The organism is Streptomyces marianii (assembly GCF_005795905.1).
GTDB lineage: Bacteria > Actinomycetota > Actinomycetes > Streptomycetales > Streptomycetaceae > Streptomyces > Streptomyces marianii.
Genome location: NZ_VAWE01000001.1, coordinates 3,958,650 through 3,977,748 on the forward strand (window position 1 = coordinate 3,958,650; position 19,099 = coordinate 3,977,748).

Genomic DNA, 19,099 nt, shown 5'->3' on the forward strand with positions numbered 1-19,099 from the left:
GAGCGATGCAGGCGCTTCATGCAGCTTCTGCATAGGCGATGCGGGACAGGCACACGGCGTCGCGAACGGGGCTGACCGCGCGGTTCCTTGGGGTGGTCGATCCGACTCCTGGAGGCCGCTCGTGGAAGCGCAGCAGCTCACCTTGACTCTCCCGCCAACACCGGTCGCCGTGCCCACGGCGCGACGCCGGGTGCGGGAGGCCATAACCGTCTGGCCGACGGTGCCCGCGACGTCGGAAGCCATCCACACGGCCGAACTGGTCGTCAGCGAGCTCGTCACCAATGCGGTCCGGTACGCCGGTCATCAGCCGATCAGCGTCGTAGCCCAGCTCTCCGACACGGTTCTGCGCGTGGAGGTCAGCGACGCGAGCCGCACGCTGCCGACACCGGCGCTGCCTGACGAGGAGAGCGAGGGCGGACGCGGTCTCTTCCTCGTCGACGTCCTCTCGGACCGCTTCGGCACGGCGCCGACTGACTCCGGCAAGTGCTGCTGGGCCGAGATCGACATGGCTGGCCCGCCTCCGGCCGGTGCTGCCGTCGCCTTGTCCCTTCCTACGCAGAGGAGTTGTACGTGAGTACCCGCGTCCCCGCCGTCACGTCCCAGGTCATCGCGATCCGGCCCGGCCGGCCCCTCGCCGGCGCCGTGACGGTCGACGGTTCGAAGAACGCCGCGCTCCCGCTCGTAGCCGCTGCGGCAGCCCTCCTTCGCCCCGTCCGTCTGGACAACGTGCCCGCCAGCTCGGACGTCCAGACCCTGCTGGATCTGCTGCGTCACGCGGGCTGGAACACCGAACATCCGGTCGGTGACGACCACACCGTCCTCGTCCTTCCCCGCGAGACGGCTCCGGCGCCCGACGGCCTGGGCGAGGCCGCGTCCAGCATTCGGGCCTCGTACTACCTCGTCCCCTCTCTGATCGCCCTGTGCGGCCGGGCCCGGCTTCCCTGGCCGGGCGGTTGCCGGATCGGCGACCGCGGGATGGAGCAGCACTTCAAGGTGTACGAAGCCTTCGGCGACCGCGTCCGCGTAGATGACAACGGGTACGCCGTCGAAGCAGGCAAGGCGGTTCGTGGCACGGTGTCGTTGGTCCTGCCGTTCCGCTCGCGCGGGGCGACGATCGCCGCGGTCCTACGCGCTGTGGTCGCCAGCACGCCGCTGCGGCTCGGGCAGCCGAACCTCTCCCCGGAGGTCCTCGGCGTCCTGAACGCCCTGACGGCCGTGGGGTACCCATGCCGTGCCGGCGATCGCGTCCTCACCCTCGTGCCGCCGTCTTCCGTCCTGGAAGAGGACGTACCCGTCTGGAAGGTTCCGGGAGACAAGATCGAGGCCGGGACCTTGGCCTGCGCCGTGGCCGCAACCGGCGGCACCGCGCGGATCGACGGCGTCCACGGACCCGATGTCACACCGCTGGTCGGCGCCCTCCACCGGATGGGCATCCCCACGACCAACGAACCGGAGACCCTGGTCATTCACGGACGGGACACCCAACCGACCGGCCGCCCCCTGCGGGCCATGGCCACACTGGCTCCCGGTGGCCTCGACGCCGACTTCGAGCCGCCTCTCCTCGGCCTCGCCCTGGGCTTCCCCGGCACCCACCTGTTCTCGGACCCGATCAACCCCGGGCGCCACAGCAACCTCATCCCGCAGCTCGTCCGCATGGGCGGCGAGATCACCGAACTGTCCTCCACCGAGTGCCGGTTCACTGGCCCCCAGAGGCTGACGGGTGCGGGAGTGGAGGCGACCGACATCCGCACGGGTTCGGCACTGATGGTCGCCGGCCTCACTGCTCGTGGCGTCACGACCCTCGGCGGGGTCGACCAGATCCGTCGCGGCCATGCCGACCTGCCCGGGAAGCTTCTCACCCTCGGAGCCGACATCTGCGAGGTCACCCCATGACCGCAACCAGGCGCTTCCAGCGAATCATCGCCACCACCGACATCCACTCGGCCTTCGACGACGCCCTCCCGATGCTCGCGCACCTGCACGCCATGAGGCACGACAGCCTCGTCGTCGACTGCGGGGACTTCTTCGAGGGCACGGGCTACTACCGACTGGGCAAGGGCGCCGTCGAGCGGGACATTCTCACGACGCTGTACGACGTGCTGGCGCCCGGCAACCACGGCTGGCCACACTACTTCGAGCCCGGCCTGCGGGAGATGACGGTCTGCGCCAACGCCGTCGACGACGCCACCGGACGACCGCTGCTCGACCGTCTCCGTGTCGTAGAGGTGCACGGCCGCCAAGTCGCCGTCACAGCGGTCATCGGCGTCAGCGCGTTCCACACCATCCCCGCCGACGAGCGGGCGGGGCACCTCGTCACCGACCCCGTGACTGCGCTACGCGAGCTGATGCTGGAACACCACCACCACGTGGACTCGTGGATCGTGCTGTCCCACTCCGGTTTCGACGAGGACCTCAAGCTCGCCGACGCCTGCCCGTTCGTGGACGTCGTCTTCGCCGGCCATTGCCACAGCGACACCTACGGGCCGGTGCACGTCGGTGACACCCTCGTCGTCAAGGGCCGTGAGCTGGCCGACGGATACGCCGCCGCCGAACCGGTCGGCTCCGGGTGGGCCGCCCGGACGACCGTCTTCCCCGCCCCTGCGACGGTCTCGGACGAGCTCGCCGTCCTGGACAAGCAGCTCGACTCCACCTGCCGGATGCTCGCCACTCCTCTCGGCGCCGTCAACGAGCCCTACTGCAACGCCGTCCTCAACCGCCACCGGCTCCTCCAGGACATCGCTGCCCGGCTGCACACCGGCCTCGGCGCCGACGCGGTCGTCCTCAACGACACCACCCTTCGCCCCACCCTCCTCGGCGACATCCTGACGCTCGGCGACCTGCTGGCCATCGAGCCGTTCGACAACCAGCTCGTCCACGCCTTCCTCCCCGACAAGTACGCGGAGGATCCGAACGTCCTGCTCAAGCACCTGACCAAGCAGACCGGCCCCCTGGCCGTCGTTCCCTGGCCGCTGCCCCAGGGCACCCGGTCCGTCCTGACGACCGACTACCTCGCCGACACGCACCTCGGCGGACGCACCCACCAGGCCGGCCTCCGCCTCGGCGAGGCCGTCCGTCGCACCCTCGCCACTCCGCCGCCCGACCAGGAGGAAGGCGCACGATGATCCTCACCGGCCCCGAGATCACCGCCGCCGCCCACGACGGCCGTCTGACGATCAGCCCATTCGAATCCGGGCAGGTCAACCCCAACAGCTACAACGTCCGCCTCGGCCCCAGTCTGCTGACCTACACGACCGCGGTCATCGACGCCCACCGGGCGAACCCGACCACCACGGTCAAGATCGGCGAGGACGGGTACGTGCTTCAGCCCGGCGAGCTCTACCTCGGCCACACCCTCGAACAGGTCGGCTCCGACACCTTCGTCCCGCTGCTGTTCGGCCGCTCCTCCGTCGGCCGACTCGGCCTGTTCGTCGAGATCACCGCCCCCATCGGCGACATCGGCTTTCACGGCCAGTGGACCCTGATGCTCTCCCCGATCCGCCCCCTGCGCGTGTACGCCGGCATGAAGATCGGGCAGATCATGTTCTTCGTCTCCACCGGCGACATCGACCTGTACGCGGGTAAGTACCAGGCGGCCGACGGCCCCCAGCCCTCTCGCTGCTGGCGGGATGTCACTCGCGTGGGGGCGGTCGCGCCGTGATCCTCACCGGGCCTGCGATCACAGCCTCCATCCGTGCCGGCGAGATCATCATCGACCCGTACGACCCCGCCCGCGTCTCCACGAACGCCTACGACTGGCGCCTCGGCAACGCTCTCCGGGTCTGCGCCGGTGACCTCGACGCCGCTGTCCCACCGCCTACACCGAGCAGACGATCCCCAGCACCGGCCTGGTCCTCCGGCCCGGGCTGCTCTACCTCGGCGTCACCCACGAGCGGACCGGATCGGAGGCGTACGCGCAGATGCTGAACGGCGACCGCACCGTCGGCGCCCTCGGCATCTGGGTCCACGTCTCTGCCCCGCTTGGACACCAGGGCCACGCGATCCGCTGGACCCTGGAGATCCGGGCTGCGCGGCCCGTCCGCGTCTACCCGGGCATGACGTTCGGCAAGCTGGTCTTCCTGGCCGCCCAGGGCACACCGGCCAGCTACCAGCAGCAGCTCGCGAAGTACGCCTCCACCGAGGGCATCGACATCTCCCGCCTTTACGAGGAGATCGGCGGAGACAGTCGATGAACTCCCCCGCCAATCCCTCTCCAGGGCCGATGACCGCCACGTTCCTGGACATGCCCGCCGGCAGCCCAGGCGGCAGCGTCGAACTCTTCCTCGACCTCTACACCGGCGAGAAGTCCCTCATCCCCGCGAGGGCCTTCATGCTCGCCCCGGCCGGACCCCGTCCCCGGACTCCGACCGGCCTCGACCTGCTCAGCGCAGGCGGCAAGTGCTTGGAGGGACCGGCCTTCGGCCGCTACGTCGCCGCCCTGCACAGGGCGCTGACGGCCGCGATCAACCCTTCCGAGATCGACGTCCTGCACCTGCACCACCTTGCCTTCGGCGCCACCCCCGCCCTGATGAGGGCCCTACCCACGCACCCCCGCATCGCCCTGGTCCACGGCACCGATCTACTCTTCGCCGAAGCCCACCGCGACCAGCTCCAGGTCCTGAGGGCAACCGCCCGGGCCGCCGACGCCATCGTCGTCCCCACCGGCGCCATGGCCGACCGCCTCCTCAAGCTCGCCCCGCAGACCGATCGCCGCAAGATCACCCACATCCCCTGGGGCATCCCCGACCGGCTCCTCAGCTGCCCGTTAGTCCGCACCACCCACCCGCTGAGGAGCCACCTGCGGCTGCTGTACGCGGGCCGGCTGACGGCGGAGAAGGGCGTCGAGGCCCTGCTCCGGAGCGTGGCTCTGCTCCAGGGCGTCGAGTTGTCGATCGCCGCCCCCAGCACCCAGTTCCGTGTTCTGGCCCCACGGCTGCAGCGGGCCGGGGTGAGAACCCGCTACCTCGGCTGGCTCCGCCGTCCCCAGCTGTGGAAAACGTTCACCGAGCACGACGTGCTCGTCATGCCCTCCACGACCCTGGAGGCCATGGGCCTGGTCGCCCTGGAAGCCCAAGCCTGCGGCCTCCCCGTCCTCTACCAGCCCATTCCCGGCCTCAGTGAAGCGCCCGCTCCGGTATGGCCACCGACTTCACCCAGCCCGCCGCCCTCGTCCGAGACCTGGACCGCCTGCGAACCGAACCCGGTCTCCTCCCCGCCCTCCGGCAAGCCGGGTACGCCAACGCCGCCCGGTACCTCCTGTCGAAGACCGCCCGAGAACTGGCCGACCTCGGCCGCCAGCTCACCTGAGACCAGCCGGGCCGGGCAACGCCCGCGACCACCGGCACGCCAATCGCCCGGCCCGACCGGCCCACCTCACTACGCTGGCCGCTGGGATGCCCACACGAAGAGGGAGACCATGCCGTACCGCACCGAACGCATCGAGAACCTGCTGAGCGAAGGCGTCCGCGACAAGGTCTACCCGGGCGCGGTGTGGGCCGTCGGCGACCCCGGCGGAGTCCGGGCGACGGGTGCCACGGGCGTCCTGGACCCCGACGAACCGGACGTGAGGATGCGGCCGGACACCGTCTTCGACGCCGCCAGCCTCACCAAGATCCTCGCTGTCTGGGCCTCCATCGGAGCCCTGTGGGAGGACAGCGTCCTCGACCTCGACGCCCCGCTCGGCACCTTCTGGGACGAGGTCACCGGCCACCCCCTCGGGGCCGTGACCGCCCGCCAGCTCCTGACCCACACCGCCGGCCTCCCCCTCCGGGCCCAGCTGGAGAACCTCTACGGAACCGACCCCGTCGGCATCCGCCGCGGAGTCCTGCACGAAGCCCTCAACCGGCCGCCCGGCGAAACCGTCGAGTACACCGACCGGGCCGCCCTCATCCTCGGCTACCTCGCCCAGCACCTCTCCGGCCTGCCGCTCGACCAGCTCTGCGAGGCGAGGACGTGGCGCCCGCTGGGCATGGACTCCACCCGCTTCGGCCCGCTACCCGCCGACATCGCGTTCCGATGCGCCCCCACCGAGCTCGACCAGGACACCGGCACCCACCTCAAGGGCACCGCGCACGACTTCTCCGCCCGGCTCCTCGGCGGAGTATGCGGCATCGCCGGCACCTTCACCGCCCTCGACGACCTGGCCGTCTTCCTGCGCTACATGCTCGACCACACCACCGCCCCCGCCGAGGCCGGCTTCGGCGCCGAGTGGACCGCCCACTCCCTCACCGTGCAGACCGGCGGCCTCCAGCCCGAGCGCGGCTTGTTCTGGCACGCCGCCCCGGGCACCACCGACGAGCAGGATGTCTGGGTCCACTACGGCTTCACCGGCACCGGCATGTGGATCTCGCCCGCCCAGGACCGGTGGGCGGTACTGCTGACCAACAAGCTCTACTACACCCGCGACCGCCAGCCGCTGACCGATGTCCGCAACGCCTTCCGAGAGATGACGTTCAACTGAGGTGGCCCTGCCATGTTCCCCAAGGGAACAGGAGCGTGCTCCTCGAAGAGTCCGACGGCTGAACACCAGCACGTCCCTGCCGTCGCTTCCCCCGTCGCGCCGCAGACCATGCACTGACGTGCCAGTAGCCAACGGTGAGAAGCGGTCGACAAGGGAACAGGATGCGCCGGGGCGAGATGAGGTCACCTGCTCCGGTGACGCCCGGGCTTGTGGTGAGGGTTCGGTTCCAGTCCTCCGCTTTACAGCGAAGCCTCGGGTCAGCGACGAGGACTGTTGCTTTCAGCGGGATCCTTCCCGGCTACCGCGCGCTGCGGACGGGAACGGCGTAGCGGATACGCGTGGGCGCATACTGGCAGCAATGACAAAGCCCAGTGCACCGAAGCGCTTCTTGCCCACCAGCCCCTTCAAAGCCCCGGTCACGCTGCCTCCCAAGCGGTTCGCCGTAGGCGACCAGGTCACACACGACGTGCACGGTCTCGGCCGGGTCACCGGCATCGAGGACGGGATAGCGGCGGTCGTGGATTTCGGCTCGACGCAAGAGCGAATCTTGAGTCCGTACGCCAAGATGAGCAAGCTGTAGGACCGCCGTGCCGGTCACGGCACACCAGATCCGTTCACGGACCCACAAGGAAGAGGACCCCTCTCATCAACCTGACCTCGCCGTTCTCCGCTCCGGTAGAGACGTCCCCCTGCGCTGCCGCAGCATCGCCGCATCCCACCACACATCCCTTCCAGGCGCCCGGCTTCGGGGAGATCGAAGCCTGCCTGCTCGACGAAGACGCGCAAGCGTCCGCCTCTGGCGCGAGCGCGGCTCGACGCGAGGCATGCTAGCTCCCACCCCTGACGACGGCTTCGGCATCGGGCGACGAGGCGTATCCGTTTCGGTCTCCCTCCACGGCGTGGTCCCTCCACACGGGGGGCGGGTTCGACACCGATAGCGTCGCCTGCCTACGCGAGCGCTCGGTGATGCCCGCCGGGGCGCCGCCGAGCGGATTCCGCTCGATGTCTCGGTTTCGGAGGCTCCGCCTTTCTCCGCTCGCTGGTCGAGGCTGCGTCGCGGGCTCGCCCAGCTGGTCCTCGTCGGCCCGCTTCCCTTCCAGATCCGGCTCATGTTCGAGATCACTGGCACCTTGCGACTGTTCCACCTCGCGGCGGACCGCAGCGACTCCCGCTTCGTCCGAGCCTTGCCCATCTCTGATCAGGCCGGCTCCTGCGCCGGGCCCGCCGACCGGGGCGGCCCGGCGAGGAGGATCTCAGCGGCCTGACTGGCGTTGCCGGGTACGACGGCTCGGACCATGGCCTGGCGGGCGGCCTCCGGTGGTGTGTCCGGCGGGACGACCATGAGGGAGAAGTGGTCGCTGTCGCCGCGGGTGATCAGCACAGTGTCGTCGCCGACGGGGAAGGAGTCGAGGTGCACGACCTGGTCGTCGACGACCAGGCGGGTCGGGATGCCATTCCAGGCCGAGGCGTCCAGGCCCACCCGGGTGATGGGCCCGAGATGCTCGGACAGGGCGCTGATCAGCGGCGGGATTTCCCGCTCGACGTCACGCGAGCGCGGCCACCAGGCGCCGTCGAGGAGGCTCTGCCGGGACCCCGTCGTCTCCAGCCGGAGCAGCGCGGTGCCCAGGCCGACGGCCTGATGGACCTCGTCCGGCAGGAGACGCGGAGGCGTGGGGACGTGGTGGGGGGAAGTGCCTGCGTCGGTCATGATCAGTCCGTCCGTCCACGGGTGGCGCCGCTGCCGCCCGGACCGGTGCCACGGCGGACGCTGAGCTGGCGGGCGGGGCGACGGCCCCGCTCTTTCACCGTACTCCGGGAGGCCGCGGGGATGAGCCGCTCCCCGCTGCGGAGCCGTTCGGCACCGGCGGCTTCGGACGTACCGTGGAGGGAAGGAGGCCCCGGTCCGCTCCTGTCGTTCGCGGCCGGGCCTCCGATGGGAAAGGGCGGTGCCGCCTTGGATCGCAACGCGTCGGAAGCCCTGCCGCCGCCGGGGCACGCCGAAGTCCGCATCGTCGCCGCCACCCCGGACGCCGCCCGGATGGTGGCCGACGTCCTCCGCCACTGCTTCGCTGGCGGCGAGCAGCGCAGCTACCCGACCCCGGGCGGGGGCACCCGCCTCCACCTCACCGTCGACACCGCACAACCCGCCGAACCGGCCCGGTCCTGGCTGGCCACCAGCAGACCCTCGAGCGGCACCGGGCCCCACTCCGAGGAACCCTGACCGGGCAGGCGGAGCCGATGGCGCGCGTGGCGGCCCCGGCTGCCGCGGAGCATCCTGGAAGCCGCACGCTGTCGGATCCGGCTCCTCGGCACCGGTCCAGGACGTCGCCGCGCCGCCCGCCAGGAGGCCCCGGATGACCGTCGGACGGTACGAGGACCGGAACCCCGACCGCTCGGAGAGCTTCGGGGAGATGCTGCTGGGCCGGCTCCTGGACCACGCCCACGCGCTACCGCCTGAACGGGTGGGGCCGGCTCTGGCCGACGCGGTCGCCCTGATCGGCGGGCGGGAGGTGCAGGTCCTTCTCCAGGACTACGAGCAGGAGCACTTGGTCCCCCTGCCCGGGGACGGGCTGGAGGACGGCCGTCCCCTGCCCATCGACGATTCGACGGTCGGACGGTGCTTCCTCACCTCGCACCCGGTCGAGGTGCCGCTGGCCAACGGGGTGCGGGTCCACGTCCCGCTGCTGGACGGCGGCGACCAGGCCGGCGTCCTGGCCGTCACCCTGGACGCGGTCGACGACGACGACCGCCGCATCCTGCGCAGGCTGGCGCACCTGGTCGCCGATGTCTTGCAGACCAAGAACGGCTACACCGACTTCTTCTTCCGCACCCGCCGCGGCGAACCGATGAGCGTCGCCGCCGAGATCCAGTGGTCGCTCCTGCCACCGCTCGCCATGACGATGCCCCGCATCGCGGTCGCCGGAGTCCTGGAACCCGCGTACGACGTGGCTGGCGACAGCTTCGATTACGCCCTGAACGGCGACGTCCTCCACCTCGCCATGATCGACGCCATGGGCCATGGTCTGGACGCGGCCACGATGGCGACCGTGGCCATCGGCGCGTACCGGCACGCCCGCCGCACCAGCGTCGAGCTGTCCGAGATCTACCTCTTCATGGACCGGGCCATCGCCGAGCAGTTCGCCCCTGACCACTTCGTCACCGCGCAGATGCTGCGGCTCGGCACCGGCACCGGCCGCCTCCAGTGGGTCAACGCCGGACACCCCGCCCCCATGCTGATCCGCGACCACCGTGTCGTACGCCGTCTTAACAGCCCCACTACCCTCCCCGTCGGCTTCGGCGGAGACCAGCCGCAGGTCAGCGAAGTGACCCTCGTGCCCGGAGACCGGATCCTCTGCTTCACCGACGGGCTGGTCGAAGAACACGAGAGCAGACAGGAGGAATTCGGCGAGGACCAGCTGATCGACTGGGTCCATCGGCTGGACCGGGCCGACCGGGGCGTACGGGCCGTGGCACGCGACCTGTCCCACACGCTCAGACGGGCCCGCGGCGAGACCACCACCGACGACGCCACTCTCGTCCTCCTGGAGTGGCGCGGATGACGGAGGGAGGTCGTGTCCGGCGCCCCGGCCGCTGCCGGAGAACGGACACGACCGGACGCCCTCGCCCGGTCCCCGCGCGGAGTACGGCGCAGTACGTTGGGAGCACCGGAAGCAACTCGTACACCCGCCTCCACGCGGACGTCGTTCCCGGCGATCGCCACGCCGGGCCGGTCACGGGCGACTCGGGGACAGGTCCCTGTCTCATGACCAGCACGACCGCGCCCACCAGCCAGGCGCGCCTGGCGCTGACGCCGAACACCTCCCTGGCCGGCTTGCTGGACGGGGCCTGGTGGCCGTACTCGCGCGACCTCACCGCCGAACTGCCGCCCCTGGTGGACGCGCTGGAGGAACGCCGGGGACGCATCACGCGCATCACGGCGAACCCCGCGCCCTGGCCCGTCGCCTCCTACAAGGTCCCTGTCGGCGGATACACCGTGCACGTCGGCTGGCTCACCGACCAGGACCGCGACACGATGATGCTGCTCTCGCACGCCCTCGGCCGCTGCGACCTGCTGGTGATTCCGCCCGAGACCGAACCCGCCCTTGCCGCCCTGCTGATGGCCGTCGCATCCGCCCCCGGCAACCTTCAACACCACCGACACCCTCATGTCCGACGAGAGCGCGATCGACCACCGTGTGCGGGAGACCCGAGGCAGTGAGGCCGCCTGGGAGACGGAAGGAGGGGCCTCCGCCCGCCCCGCCCCCCCCGACCCGTGATGGGAGCGCGCCTGATCCCTCTGCCACGAAGCATGTGGAGGTGACGCCGGCCGTCCCGCGACCGCGCCGTTCCCCGTGGGGGAGACGTCCCGGCCGGTCGCCCTGTCTTCCGGAACGCTCCGTTCGGAGTGAACGAATACCTGCATTCGCGACCTGAGGGTTTACTCGTCCTCACTCGGAGACTTTTTGCCGGCAACGCGTAGAGGAAAATTTCGGTCGCGCACAGGCCGCAGTGACGTGCTACTGTCGATATCAGTTGCAGTTTTGGTACCCAAAGACTCCAGGCGCCTCCTGCCGGCCGCGTGCCGCATGGAAGCGCTTTGTATTTCCGGTCATTTTCCGGACAGGGCATCATCGCGGCGACACGGCGTCCGTAGGGTACGGATTCCGGCGTACTGCCCCAAAGGAGATATGACATGGCTACTGGCACCGTGAAGTGGTTCAACGCGGAAAAGGGATTCGGCTTCATCGAGCAGGACGGTGGCGGCGCCGATGTGTTCGCCCACTACTCGAACATCGCCACCCAGGGCTTCCGTGAACTCCAGGAGGGCCAGAAGGTCTCCTTCGACATCGCGCAGGGCCAGAAGGGCCCGACGGCCGAGAACATCGTTTCCGCCTGACGCCGACGCGTAACACGTAGCTGGGGCCCGCATCCCTCGGGGTGCGGGCCCCAGCTGCCTGCATTCGCAGGGATTTCGCGTACACCTGCACCTCTCACTTTTCCTTGCTCGCCCAGTTGCACCGAAAACCTCGCCCTGGGCCACGCCGCCTGCCGGTCGCATTTCATTCGGCCTGTGTCTGTGATTCCCGACGCCGCTTATCCGCTGCCGGAATTCCTTGATACGCGCCGCACCAAGGAAGGTTCTGAATGAACCCCACACGCACGAACGGCCGTTCCTCCCAGGGCCCCGGCGAGTGCCTGGATCGTCCCGGCCTGGGGTGTTGATCTCGGTGGTGGCCCCGGGAAGCAGGTGAACACGGCACCTGTGGATCATGTAGTTCTCTACGCTGCAAGATCCACGAAGGTGCCGTGTTCGTTCCTCCATCATTCCCTGTCGCTGCCCCCGTGCCTCATGCGCCCCGCCTGGAAGCCCTCGGCGAGAGCGCCGCCAAGGAGCAAGTCCGCTGCCTGGTAGCCGAGTTCGAATCGGTCACTGATCCGAGAGGGGCTTGCGGAGTGCGGTACCGGCTCTCCTCGCTGCTGGCCCTGGTGGTCTGCGCGATGACCCCGTCCGGCCACGACTCGATCACCGCGGCGGCGGAGTGGTGCCGACGTGCGACGTCGGAGGAACTGGCCGCCTTCGGCTTGCCCTACCACCCACTCCTTGGCCGCTACCGGGTGCCGAGCGAGAAGACCCTGCGCAGCGTCCTGGGGCGGCTCGATCCCGGTGAGATCGGCGCGGCCAGCTACGACTACCTTCGGCCTCTGCTGTCCGCACAGCCCCACCGGCCGGAGCCGGTAATGCCCGACGGTGGGGCTGAGCGTGAACAGCGCCGGGCCCACCGGGCGGCCGCCCGCGCCGAGCCGGTACGGCTCCGGCGGCGGGCGATCGCGGTGGACGGCAAGTGCCTGCGCGGCGCGAGGCGCCCGGACTGCAGCCGGGTCTTCGTCCTGTCCGCCGTCCGTCACGGCGACGGTGTCACTCTCGCCTCCCGCGAGATCGGCGCGAAGACCAACGAAATCCCCGAGTTCGCACCTCTCCTCGACAGAATCGACGACGCGGATCTCGCGGGGGTGGTCGTTACCGCCGATGCCCTCCACGCCCAACGCGACCACGCCATCTACCTGCGCGAACGCGGCGCTCACTACCTGCTGACCATCAAGAACAACCAGCGCGGCCAGGCCCGTCAACTCCACGCCCTGCCCTGGAAGGAGATCCCCGTGATCCACCGCGACGACGCCCGGGGCCACGGCCGTCACGAGCAGCGGCTCGTGCAGGTCGTCACCGTCGAGGGCCTGCTCTTCCCGCACGCGGCCCAGGTCCTGCGGATCCAGCGCCGTCGCCGTCTCTACGGGGCGAAAAAATGGTCCAGCGAGACCGTCTACGCCATCACCGACCTGCCCGCCGAGGAAGCGAACGCAGCCGAGATCGCGTCCTGGGCTCGCGGGCACTGGACCGTGGAAAATACCGTCCACTGGTGTCGAGATGTCACCTTCAACGAGGACAAGTCCCAGGTCAGGACCCACAACGCGCCCGCCGTACTCGCTGCCCTCCGCGACCTGATCCGCAGCGCGCTCAAGCTCGCCGGCTACGTCAACATCGCCACCGGACGACGAGCCCACACCGAGCGCCCCCGCGTCCTAGCCCTCTACGGCATCACATGATCAAACCGGACGATCCAGGCACTCGCCGGGGCCCTGGGTGCGGCCCGGGTAGGTTCCGGGACCGCACCCCCTGTGCGTCACCTCCGCCGGGCCGTTCCGGCAGGACCCACGAGCGGTGGAACGATCCCGCGGACGGTGGCGGTCGCGCTGGTGCCCGGCCCCCGATCCGCCGACGCGAGCTGGCTGCGGACGGTGGCGTCGATGTCACCGGCGAGCTTGCGCTGGTGCTCCCACTCCGCCACCACGTGCTGCACGCCATGCTCCACCGCACGCTCGGCGACGACGCCCGCCAACACGGCTCCCTCGTCGACGTCGGCCGCCTCCGCTTCGATTTCGCCCACTTCTCCGCCGTCGACCGCCCCCAGTTCGCCGCCATCGAGACGTCAGTTCCGTGACCGAGTCCCCCTCGGCGAACGGCCGGACCACGACTCGTCCACGGCTGCTGAGTCGCGTCGGCCTGCCGACTGATGATCCGCCCATCTCCCCCATTGCCGACCGAAGTGAAGATGTTCCGCCCGCTGGGCTGGGCGTATGCCGCCGACAGCGCGCAGGCGGCTCGTCCCGACGCGGGAGCCCCGTATGCGCAGACGGCCCGTTGCGCGCACGGGTGCCATCCGCGCGCGTACACCCGGGGCCTGGTCCCGGGGAGAGACACATGGCCCTGCGGCAGGCCGAACGGCCCATCGTGATCCTCTGCGAAGGCTCACACACTGGGAGGAGGAACCCTTCGAGGAGGTGAGCCAGTGATGTACTGGCATGACGGCGGAGGCTGGGCATGGATGGCTTTCATGCCGTTGCTGTGGATCCTGCTCATCGGCCTGGTCATATGGGCGGTGGTCCGACTCACCCAGCGCCCCTCCTCCCACAGTGGTGCCACCGACCGCGAGAGAGCGCCGAGTGAGACCCCTGAGGAGATCCTCGACCGACGCTTTGCCTCCGGGGAGATCGACGCCGCCGCTTACTCCGAGGCGCGCAAGAAGCTCGCCGAGCACAGGCCGAGATCCCGATGAGAACCGTGCCACGTGGTCGGGGAGTGCCGCTGGTGGTGCTGGTCGTCGCGGTGTCGGCGCTGATCGCGTCGTTGGTGTGGGTGGTCGGCGCCGACACCTGGCGGCCCGGGCCATGGGCGATGACGGGGGCGGTCTCCCGGGAAGGCCCGGTCCGCGACTTCTCCGACGCCGAACAGGCGGCCCAGCGGTTCGCCGACCGCTGGAACCTGCGCGTCGGGGAGGTCATGCGGTTCAGTGACGGCTACTACGCACAGCTTCTCGACTCGCGCGGCAGGGGCGCCACGGAAGTGCTGATCGACCCGGGGGGCGGCACCGTCCACAGGGAGTTCGGCCCGGCCATGATGTGGAACACCGCGTACGGCATGATGGCGCGGCCCGTCGAGACCGGCTCCCGCACGATCGAGCCCGGTCGGGCCGTGCGGATCGCCGACCAATGGCTGGGGGAGCACCGGCCCGGCCTGCGCGCCGCCGAACCGACGGCGTTCCCGGGCTACTACACGCTGCACACCCTGCGCGGTGACCGGATCACGGGCATGCTGTCGGTCAACTCGTCCACGGGACAGGTGTGGTACCACACCTGGCACGGCGAGTTCCTGGGTACGAGCGAGCACCCTCCCACCCCTCTGACGCCATGAGGGCCGCACCGCGGTCTCCGGTTCACGGCTCGTGCTCGTGCTCGTGGCGGAGTCGAAGCCGGCCCCTGCAGACGGTGCGCGCGGCGCTGGGGCATGGACCATCCTGCCTTCGACTCGTCGGGAGATGAGGGCACATGTCCCACCCGCCGGAGAGGAACGGTCCCCGGATCCCGGAGGCCGGGGGCAAGGGGCGCAGCACGGCGGTACTCGATGTGAGGGGGCTGAACTGGGCCTCTCAGCAGAGCACCGTCGCCGCCGTGCTGGGTCGCCGACCGGGTGTACTGGACGTCGAGGTGAACCCCGTCGCCCAGGAGGCCACGGTGGTGTTCGACCCGCGCAGTACGTCGCTGGCCCAGCTGCGCCGCTGGGTGACGGAGTGCGGCTACCACTGTGCCGGGCAGTCGGTGCCCGGGCACATCTGCGACCCCATGGCCGAGCCGGATCCGCCCCCGCCGGCCCGGCCGGCGCCCGCCGGACCTACAGCGCCCGTCGAGCGCCCCGCTCATCCGCCCGCGGCCCCCTCGGAGGTTCTCACGCCTGGGGAGGCACTACCGCCGCACGAGGCCATGGGCCATGGCGGGCATGCCGGTATGTCGATGGCGGCGATGGTCGCCGACATGCGCAACCGCTTCCTCGTCGCGGTGTCCTTCTCCGTCCCGATCGTGATCTGGTCGCCGATCGGTGAGGACGTCCTCGGCCTCCACGCCCCCGTACCCTTCGGTCTCCGGCAGGACGTGTGGGCGCTGCTCCTGAGCCTGCCGGTGATCTTCTACTCGTGCACGATCTTCTTCACCGGCGCGGTACGGGCCCTGCGGGCGCGCACCCTGGACATGATGGTGCTGGTCGCCGTCGCCGTCGGCGCCGGCTGGGTGTACTCGCTGGTCGTCACCCTCACCGGGGGCGGAGAAGTCTTCTACGAAGCGGCTACCGTCCTGGCTTCGTTCGTCCTGCTCGGACATTGGTTCGAAATGCGTGCCCGGGGCGGGGCCAACGATGCCATCCGCGCGCTCCTGGATCTCGCTCCGCCCAGGGCGCTGGTGCTGCGCGACGGCGAGCCGGTCGAGATCCCCACGGCCGAGGTCGCCGTCGGTGATCTGCTCCTGGTGCGCCCCGGCACGAAAATCGCCGCCGATGGCGTGGTCGAGGAGGGCGAGAGCGACGTCGACGAGTCGACGGTGACTGGTGAGAGCCTCCCCGTCCACAAGGCGCCGGGGGACGAAGTGGTCGGCGCGACCGTCAACGCCAACGGCACGCTGCGCGTCAGGGCCGTCAGGATCGGCGCGGACACGGCACTGGCCCAGATCGTCAAGCTCGTGCAGGAGGCGCAGAACTCCAAGGCTCCCGGGCAGCGACTGGCCGACCGGGCCGCCTTCTGGCTGGTCTTCGTCGCGTTGATCGGCGGCGCGCTCACCCTGGCCGTGTGGCTGCTGGCCACCGACCGGCCGTTCAGCTCCGCCATGCTCTTCGCCATCACGGTCGTCGTCATCACCTGCCCCGACGCGCTGGGCCTGGCCACCCCGACGGCGATCATGGTGGGTACGGGCCTGGGCGCCCGGCGCGGGGTGCTGTTCAAGAACGCGGCCGCCCTCGAAGCCACCGCCTCCGTCCAGACCGTCGTCATGGACAAGACCGGCACCCTCACCAAGGGCGAGCCGGAGGTCACCGACGTCATCACGGCCCCCGGCACGGACCGGGACGAGGTGCTGAGGCTGGTCGCCGCCGTCGAGCGGCAGTCCGAGCACCCCCTGGCCGAGGCGGTCGTCCGTCACGCCGACGGCCGCGGTGTGCCGCGGGCCGACGCACGCCACTTCGAGAACGTACCGGGCCACGGCGCGACCGCCGTGGTCGACGGTCACCGCGTCGCCGTGGGGAACCGGCGCCTGGCGGCACGCGAAGGCGTCGACCTCGGTCCGCTCGCGGAGAGGCGCGACGAACTGGCCGCCACCGGCCGCACCGTCGTCATCGCCTCCGTCGACAGCCGGGCGGCGGCGATCATCGGCATCGCCGACGCGGCACGGGACACCTCCGCGACCGCCGTCGCGGAACTCCACTCCCTCGGCGTCGAGGTCGTCATGCTCACCGGCGACAACGAGGCCACCGCCCGGCGCATCGCCGACCAGCTGGGCATCGACACCGTCATCGCCGAGGTGCTCCCGGGCGAGAAGGCCGCGAAGATCGCGGAACTCCAGCGCGGCGGCCCCACCGCCGAGGAAGGCGCGGGCCGCAAGGTCGCCATGGTCGGTGACGGCGTCAACGACGCCCCCGCCCTCGCTCAGGCCGATCTCGGCATCGCGATCGGCGCCGGCACCGACGTCGCCATCGAAACAGCCGACCTCGTCCTCATGCGCTCCGATCCGCTGGACGTGCCCACCGCCCTGCGCATCGGTCGCGGCACCCTGCGGAAGATGCGGCAGAACCTCGGCTGGGCCGTCGGCTACAACGCCATCGCTCTCCCCATCGCCGCGGGTGTCTTCGAACCCGCCACCGGGCTCGTCCTGCGGCCCGAGATCGCCGCCCTGTCCATGTCGGGCTCCAGCGTCATCGTCGCCCTCAACGCCCTCGCCCTCAAACGCCTGCGCCTGCCGCGGCACGCGGCGGACGCCTCCTCCGAGCCCGCGACAGAGACAGGAAAGGCGAGCCTGCCCGAAGGACGGTGACGGACAGGGGCAGGTGCCGCGACAGCCGACTCACACCGCCGCGGCGGACACGTCCGTGCCACAACGTGCCAGTCTCCAGCGGAAACCGTCCCGCCGCATGACTTCCGGGTCCAGGAACCCGTGGCGACGGCCGTCCAAGAGGCAGAAGTACTCCGCCCTCCAGTCGATCTTCATGCCGCGAGGTTAGACACCATGGGCGAGGACGGACGGTCCCGCCCGGCTCAGCGCGTTCGCCAGGGCCCGGCAGTGGACCTCTCCGTGCGGAACGGCCCTGAGCGCGAGAACCGATCGACGACCCTGAGCCGGTCGGACCCGGTCAGTGGAATGAAGGCGCTTGCCGTCGCTTTCCGCCCCTCACCAGGTCCCTCCAGAAGGTGATCCGGGTCACTTCCTGTCACAGGGGGCGATGGTCCGGTGTCTTGTGCCCGACCCCTTGAGACAGAGGAGGAAGCCATGCCTGACAGGAACGGCACGAAGCACCGCGTCGTCGTCCTCGGCGCCGGTTACGCCGGGGCCTACGTCGCCGGGACCCTGGCGCGGCGGCTGGCACCGTCGGATGCCGAGATCACCGTGGTGAACGCCGAGCCGGACTTCGTGCAGCGGCTGCGGCTGCACCAGCTCGCGGCCGGCCAGGAGATCGAGGCCCCACGGCTCGCCGACGTCTTCGCGGGAACCGGGATCCGGCTGCGGCTGGCCCAGGTCACCGACATCGAACCCGAGCGCCGGGTCGTCGCCGTGGCCGGCACCGACGGTGGCGGTGAGGTCGGCTACGACACGCTCGTCTACGCGCTGGGCAGTCACGGCGCCGACCACGGTGTCCCCGGAGTCGCCGAGCACGCCTTCGACGTCGCAGGCCGGCCCTCCGCGCTGCGGCTGCGTGACCGCCTGGACGGTCTGGAGGCGCGGAGCGAGGGCGGGAAGGTGGTGGTCGTCGGCGACGGGCTGACCGGGATCGAGACCGCCGCCGAGGTCGCCGAGTCCCGGCCCGGCTTGTCGGTGACGCTCATCGCCCGAGGCGCATTGGCCACTGCGCTCTCCGCCGGGGCCCGCGACCACCTGCGTCGGGCCTGCGACCGGTTCGGCATCACCGTCCTGGAGCACGCCGGCGTGGAAAGCGTCGAAGCGAAGCGGGTGCTCTGCGCGGACGGCACCGCCCTGCCGTCCGACGCGACCGTGTGGACGGCCGGGTTCGCGGTCGCCCCGATCGCCGCCGGCGCCGGCCTCGAGGTCACCGACGGCGGCCGGATCGTCGTCGACCGCACCATGCGCTCGGTGTCACACCCGAACGTGTACGCCGTCGGCGACAGCGCCCACACCCTCGGCGACAACGGCCTTCCCCTGCCGATGTCCTGCGCCTCGGCCGGCTACACCGGACGACAGGCGACGGCCGCGATCGTGGCCCGCCTGACCGGCGGCAAGGTCAAGCAGACCGGGCTGGAGTACGTGGGCAACCACATCAGCCTCGGGCGGCGCGACGGCATCCTGCAGATGGTCGGCCATGACGCCCAGGCGAAGCCGAAGTACCTGGGCGGCCGGAAAGCCGCGCGGATCAAGGCCGGCATCCTCAGCATGTCGCTGTGGACCACCTCCCACCCCACCTTCGGCCTCCCCACTCGAAGGCAGCGCCTGACCGACACGCCGGAATCGAACGACGAGACAGCGACCCGCCCGGTCGGAAGCGGAGAAGCCGCCCGTGGCTGAGCCGTCCCGCCGTCCATGCCAGAAGTGAGGCCCTGA

Annotated in this window: 18 protein-coding genes and 2 pseudogenes; 17 read left to right on the forward strand and 3 right to left on the reverse strand. The window is 70.5% G+C overall.

Annotated features, from left to right (window positions below; genetic code table 11):
- The first annotated feature begins 121 nt into the window (after positions 1–121).
- From FEF34_RS17685 to FEF34_RS17720, 8 genes and pseudogenes are all read left to right on the forward strand, one after another.
- Positions 122–574, forward strand: a complete 453-nt coding sequence (locus FEF34_RS17685; protein ID WP_171052991.1) for an ATP-binding protein — start codon at positions 122–124, stop codon at positions 572–574.
- Positions 571–1,893, forward strand: a complete 1,323-nt coding sequence (locus FEF34_RS17690; RefSeq protein WP_138054037.1) for a UDP-N-acetylglucosamine 1-carboxyvinyltransferase — start codon at positions 571–573, stop codon at positions 1,891–1,893. Before FEF34_RS17685 ends, FEF34_RS17690 begins: the two co-directional genes overlap by 4 nt.
- The gene (locus FEF34_RS17695; RefSeq protein ID WP_138054038.1) at positions 1,890–3,122 is read left to right on the forward strand and encodes a metallophosphoesterase; all 1,233 of its coding nucleotides are present in this window, start codon (positions 1,890–1,892) and stop codon (positions 3,120–3,122) included. The genes FEF34_RS17690 and FEF34_RS17695 overlap by 4 nt, the downstream gene beginning before the upstream one ends.
- Positions 3,119–3,658 carry a dCTP deaminase gene (gene dcd / locus FEF34_RS17700; protein ID WP_138054039.1) on the forward strand — a complete coding sequence of 180 codons (540 nt, stop codon included), beginning with the start codon at positions 3,119–3,121 and terminating at the stop codon, positions 3,656–3,658. The genes FEF34_RS17695 and dcd overlap by 4 nt, the downstream gene beginning before the upstream one ends.
- A pseudogene (locus FEF34_RS17705) lies at positions 3,655–4,190 on the forward strand (dCTP deaminase). The gene dcd and the pseudogene FEF34_RS17705 overlap by 4 nt, the downstream one beginning before the upstream one ends.
- Before the next feature lie 29 nt (positions 4,191–4,219).
- A pseudogene (locus tag FEF34_RS17710) lies at positions 4,220–5,304 on the forward strand (glycosyltransferase family 4 protein).
- Between the two features lie 109 nt (positions 5,305–5,413).
- A complete protein-coding gene (locus FEF34_RS17715) occupies positions 5,414–6,457 on the forward strand; it encodes a serine hydrolase domain-containing protein (protein WP_138054040.1) in 1,044 nt (347 codons plus the stop codon).
- A 358-nt stretch (positions 6,458–6,815) separates the two neighbouring features.
- A complete protein-coding gene (locus FEF34_RS17720; protein WP_138054041.1) occupies positions 6,816–7,037 on the forward strand; it encodes a hypothetical protein in 222 nt (73 codons plus the stop codon).
- A 618-nt stretch (positions 7,038–7,655) separates the two neighbouring features.
- On the opposite strand, the gene FEF34_RS17730 is transcribed toward FEF34_RS17720, so the two are convergent.
- Positions 7,656–8,165, reverse strand: coding sequence for a DUF5994 family protein (locus FEF34_RS17730; RefSeq protein WP_138054042.1), 510 nt, complete (start codon positions 8,163–8,165; stop codon positions 7,656–7,658).
- 246 nt (positions 8,166–8,411) lie between these two features.
- On the opposite strand from FEF34_RS17730, the gene FEF34_RS17735 reads away from it, so the two are divergent.
- From FEF34_RS17735 to FEF34_RS17755, 5 genes are all read left to right on the forward strand, one after another.
- Positions 8,412–8,678, forward strand: coding sequence for a hypothetical protein (locus FEF34_RS17735; protein WP_234042435.1), 267 nt, complete (start codon positions 8,412–8,414; stop codon positions 8,676–8,678).
- A gap of 133 nt (positions 8,679–8,811) precedes the next feature.
- On the forward strand, positions 8,812–10,017 hold the full coding sequence (locus FEF34_RS17740) for a PP2C family protein-serine/threonine phosphatase (protein WP_138054043.1): 1,206 nt from the start codon (positions 8,812–8,814) through the stop codon (positions 10,015–10,017).
- A gap of 203 nt (positions 10,018–10,220) precedes the next feature.
- Positions 10,221–10,676, forward strand: a complete 456-nt coding sequence (locus FEF34_RS17745) for a DUF5994 family protein (RefSeq protein WP_234042436.1) — start codon at positions 10,221–10,223, stop codon at positions 10,674–10,676.
- Positions 10,677–11,150: 474 nt separating this feature from the next.
- Positions 11,151–11,354: a cold-shock protein gene (locus FEF34_RS17750; protein WP_138054044.1), complete on the forward strand. Its 204-nt coding sequence runs from the start codon at positions 11,151–11,153 to the stop codon at positions 11,352–11,354.
- 410 nt (positions 11,355–11,764) lie between these two features.
- A complete protein-coding gene (locus FEF34_RS17755) occupies positions 11,765–13,060 on the forward strand; it encodes an ISAs1 family transposase (protein WP_138053947.1) in 1,296 nt (431 codons plus the stop codon).
- A 77-nt stretch (positions 13,061–13,137) separates the two neighbouring features.
- Here FEF34_RS17755 and FEF34_RS17760 read toward each other — a convergent pair whose 3' ends face one another.
- Positions 13,138–13,401, reverse strand: coding sequence for a hypothetical protein (locus FEF34_RS17760; RefSeq protein WP_138054045.1), 264 nt, complete (start codon positions 13,399–13,401; stop codon positions 13,138–13,140).
- A 405-nt stretch (positions 13,402–13,806) separates the two neighbouring features.
- On the opposite strand from FEF34_RS17760, the gene FEF34_RS17765 reads away from it, so the two are divergent.
- The 3 genes from FEF34_RS17765 to FEF34_RS17775 all read left to right on the forward strand — a co-directional run bounded on the left by FEF34_RS17765 (position 13,807) and on the right by FEF34_RS17775 (position 17,362).
- Complete coding sequence (locus tag FEF34_RS17765) at positions 13,807–14,070, forward strand: SHOCT domain-containing protein (RefSeq protein WP_171052992.1); 264 nt, start codon at positions 13,807–13,809, stop codon at positions 14,068–14,070.
- Positions 14,071–14,075: 5 nt separating this feature from the next.
- Positions 14,076–14,705, forward strand: coding sequence for a hypothetical protein (locus FEF34_RS17770; protein WP_199800675.1), 630 nt, complete (start codon positions 14,076–14,078; stop codon positions 14,703–14,705).
- 134 nt (positions 14,706–14,839) lie between these two features.
- Positions 14,840–17,362: a heavy metal translocating P-type ATPase gene (locus FEF34_RS17775; protein WP_138054048.1), complete on the forward strand. Its 2,523-nt coding sequence runs from the start codon at positions 14,840–14,842 to the stop codon at positions 17,360–17,362.
- 30 nt (positions 17,363–17,392) lie between these two features.
- On the opposite strand, the gene FEF34_RS41295 is transcribed toward FEF34_RS17775, so the two are convergent.
- Positions 17,393–17,536: a hypothetical protein gene (locus FEF34_RS41295; RefSeq protein WP_171052993.1), complete on the reverse strand. Its 144-nt coding sequence runs from the start codon at positions 17,534–17,536 to the stop codon at positions 17,393–17,395.
- Between the two features lie 279 nt (positions 17,537–17,815).
- On the opposite strand from FEF34_RS41295, the gene FEF34_RS17780 reads away from it, so the two are divergent.
- Positions 17,816–19,063 (forward strand): NAD(P)/FAD-dependent oxidoreductase, encoded by a 1,248-nt coding sequence (locus FEF34_RS17780; RefSeq protein WP_138054049.1) that lies wholly within the window; start codon positions 17,816–17,818, stop codon positions 19,061–19,063.
- The last annotated feature ends 36 nt before the right edge of the window (positions 19,064–19,099 follow it).